The organism is Erythrobacter donghaensis (assembly GCF_001557325.1).
Classification (GTDB): domain Bacteria; phylum Pseudomonadota; class Alphaproteobacteria; order Sphingomonadales; family Sphingomonadaceae; genus Erythrobacter; species Erythrobacter donghaensis_B.
This window is the reverse complement of sequence record NZ_LSJS01000001.1, coordinates 1-3620: the sequence shown is the minus strand read 5'-3', so window position 1 is coordinate 3620 and position 3620 is coordinate 1. Positions and strand designations below refer to the sequence as shown.

Below are 3620 nucleotides of genomic sequence, written 5' to 3'. Positions count from 1 at the left end.
CCGGTCGAGCGGCGGGCGAGTTCCTTCGCGAGCTTCACGCGCTGGGCTTCCCCACCCGATAAAGTCGTCGCCTGCTGGCCGACTTTTACGTAGCCGAGGCCGACCTCGTTCAGCATCCGCATCTTCTCGCGAATGGGGGGCACGGCCTTGAAGAACTCCTCGGCGTCCTCGATCGTCATGTCGAGCACGTCGGCGATCGAGTGGCCCTTGAACTTCACCTCGAGCGTCTCGCGGTTGTAGCGCTTGCCGTGGCATTCCTCGCAGGTGACGTAAACGTCGGGGAGGAAGTGCATCTCGATCTTGATGAGCCCGTCGCCCTGGCACTTCTCGCAGCGCCCGCCCTTGACGTTGAAGGAGAAGCGCCCGGGCTTGTACCCGCGCGCGAGGCTTTCGGGGAGGCCGGCGAACCAGTCGCGGATCTGGGTGAAGGCGCCGGTGTAGGTGGCGGGGTTGGAGCGCGGGGTGCGGCCGATGGGGGACTGGTCGATCTCGATGACCTTGTCGCAATATTCGAGGCCGGTGATGGCGTCGTGCGCCCCCGCGATGACCCGCGCGCCGTTGAGGACGCGGGCGGCACCGGCCTGCAGGGTGTCGATGGTGAGCGAGGACTTGCCGCTCCCCGAGACGCCGGTGATGCAGCAGAAGGTGCCCAATGGGATCTTGGCCGTGACCCCCTTCAGGTTGTTGGCGCGGGCGTTCTTCACGACGATGTGGTGCCCGTTGCCCTTGCGGCGCTTCTTCGGCACCTCGATCTTGCGCTTGCCGGTGAGGTAGTCGGCGGTGAGCGAGCCCTTGGCCTTGAGGATCTGCTTGAGCGTCCCCTCGGCCACCACTTCCCCGCCATGCACCCCTGCCCCCGGGCCGAGGTCGACGATATGATCGGCGGCGCGGATCGCGTCCTCGTCGTGCTCGACCACGATCACGGTGTTGCCGAGATCGCGCAGGCGCTTGAGGGTTTCGAGCAGCCGGTCATTGTCGCGCTGGTGGAGGCCGATGGAGGGCTCGTCGAGGACGTAGAGCACGCCGGAGAGGCCGCTGCCGATCTGCGAGGCCAAGCGGATGCGCTGGCTCTCGCCCCCTGACAGCGTGCCGGAGGTTCGGTCGAGGTTGAGGTAGTCGAGCCCGACATTGTCAAGGAAGCCGAGCCGCTCGTTGATCTCCTTGAGTATGGCCTTGGCGATCTGGCTCTGCTGCCGGGTGAGCTGCGCGTCCAATCCGAGGAACCACGCCTTGGCGTCGGCGACGCTCATCTGCACCGGGGTGGCGATGTCGGTCGGTCCGTCCGCGCCGGGGATTTTTACGGAAAGCGCCTTCTCGTTGAGGCGCTTGCCCCCGCAGGTCTCGCAGGCCTGCGCGGTCTGATACTTGGAGAGCTCCTCCTGCATCCACGCGCTCTCGGTCTGCATCATGCGGCGGTTGAGATTGCCGATCACGCCCTCGAACGGCTTGTGCACGGTGTATTCGCGGCGCCCGTCCTTGAAGGTCAGCGGCACCGGCATCCCGCCCGTGCCGTGGAGGACGATCAGGCGCTGTTCGGGCGCGAGGTCCTTCCACGGGGTGGTCAGGTCGAAGCCATAGGCCTTGGCGAGGCTCGCCAGCACCTGCATATAATAGGGCGACGGCGGGTTGGACTTGGCCCAGGGCACCACCGCGCCCTGCTTCAGCGTCAAAGCCTCGTTCGGGACGACCAGCTGCGGATCGAACAGCATTTTCTCGCCGATCCCGTCGCAGGCCGGGCACGCGCCCTGGGGGGCGTTGAATGAGAACAGCCGGGGCTCGATCTCCTCGATCGTGAAGCCGCTCACCGGGCAGGCGAATTTTTCGCTGAAGACGATGCGGTTGGGCGGGAGCCCTGCGCCCTTCATCGCGCCGCCCTTCCCCTCGTCCTCGCGGCCGGGAACCACGCCATCGGCAAGGTCGACATAGGCCAGCCCCTCGGCGAGCTTCAGCGCCTGCTCGAAGGAGTCCGCCAGCCGCGTCTCGATCCCCTCGCGCACCGCGATGCGGTCGACCACCACCTCGATGTCATGTTTGAATTTCTTGTCGAGCGCGGGGGCCTCCTCGATCGGATAGATCTCCCCGTCGATCCGCACCCGAGTGAACCCTGCGCGCTGCCATTCGGCGATTTCCTTGCGGTATTCGCCCTTCCTCCCGCGCACCACGGGGGCGAGCAGATAGGCGCGGGTGCCCTCGGGCAGCGCCATCACCCGGTCGACCATCTGGCTGACGGTCTGCGCGCTGATCGGCTCGCCGGTCGCAGGCGAGTATGGCGTCCCCACCCGCGCCCACAAGAGGCGCATGTAGTCGTAGATCTCGGTCACCGTCGCCACGGTCGAGCGCGGGTTGCGGCTGGTGGTCTTCTGCTCGATCGAGATCGCCGGCGAGAGCCCGTCGATATGCTCGACATCGGGCTTCTGCATCATCTCGAGGAACTGGCGCGCATAGGCCGACAGGCTCTCGACATAGCGCCGCTGCCCCTCGGCATAGATCGTGTCGAACGCCAGCGAAGACTTGCCGCTCCCCGAAAGCCCGGTGACCACGATCAGCGCATCGCGCGGCAGATCGATGTCGATACCCTTGAGGTTGTGTTCGCGCGCACCGCGCACGGAGATCGTCGTAAGGCTCATGGAAGAGGTCTGTTCCGCAAATGTTCGCAGTTGTAAAGAGCGCAAGGCGAGGATTTCCGCCGCTCAGGCTCAGAGCGAGCGGTGCGCCGATCGGTTCCTGCCAGATAGGTATCCGCGCAGGTTTGTCCACGCCCGGCACGCCGCAGCGATGGTGATTTACAAACTCCTAAAACAGGCGCATTTTCCGCTACAGCCCTCGCCGGGATCGCGGCTGGGGGCATGGGCCGCGGGGGACCGGTGCGTGGGGAGCGTCCGGCAGAATTGACAAGACTTCCACCCGGCAGAGGGATTGCAAGTGCATCGCGCGGCAGGTCCGGGAAACCCTTGCGGGCCTTGCGCGTCGTCAGCCGCTGCAAGGGTGGGGGAATTGCAATGACCACGGAAACCGACACGCTGGATCGCCAGATCACCATGCTCTGCACACCGACCCTGGTGTGGCGCGCCGATGGCTCGATCGGCGCGACGATTGCCTTCACGCAGACCAACGGCGTGCCCGCCGCCATGAACGGGCGGGTCGGGAGCGACGGCAGCATCAATCTGACCGCCATGCCGCATGACGACAACTACAACGACAATATCGACATTACGATCATGCTCGATACCAGCCGGATGGTGACGCAGGACGGCAGCCAGCCGGTGGCGGGGCGCTGGGCGCTGCCGGACGAATTCTCGGGCACCGGCCCCGTCACGGGCTATGGCTGGTTCTGCGGGAACGATGCCAACGGCAATTACAGTGCCTCGTTGCCGATCACGATTCCCGACATGAGCTTCATGCGGGTGAGCGATACCGAACTGGTGATCGACGACGACACGCCCGACAACTCGCCGACCTACGCCTATGCGATGGGTCTCGTGCTGCCGGGCTACGGCAACTACTACATGACGATCGACCCGCGGATCACGACCAAGACCTCGGTGGGCACCAATTTCATGCTGAACCAGACACCCAGCTGCTGAAGGGCTAGAGCCCCTTTTCGCGCAGATAGGCGGGGT

The 3620-nt window shown here is 65.4% G+C and carries 2 protein-coding genes; one reads left to right on the top strand and one right to left on the bottom strand.

Annotated features, from left to right (window positions below; translation table 11 throughout):
- Positions 1-2627 (bottom strand): excinuclease ABC subunit UvrA (gene uvrA, locus AX692_RS00010; protein ID WP_073977500.1); only part of this gene is annotated, 2627 nt, incomplete at its 3' end.
- Between the two features lie 372 nt (positions 2628-2999).
- On the opposite strand from uvrA, the gene AX692_RS00005 reads away from it, so the two are divergent.
- Entirely contained in the window at positions 3000-3584 is a 585-nt protein-coding gene (locus AX692_RS00005) for a hypothetical protein (protein WP_073973877.1), read from the top strand.
- Positions 3585-3620: the final 36 nt, after the last annotated feature.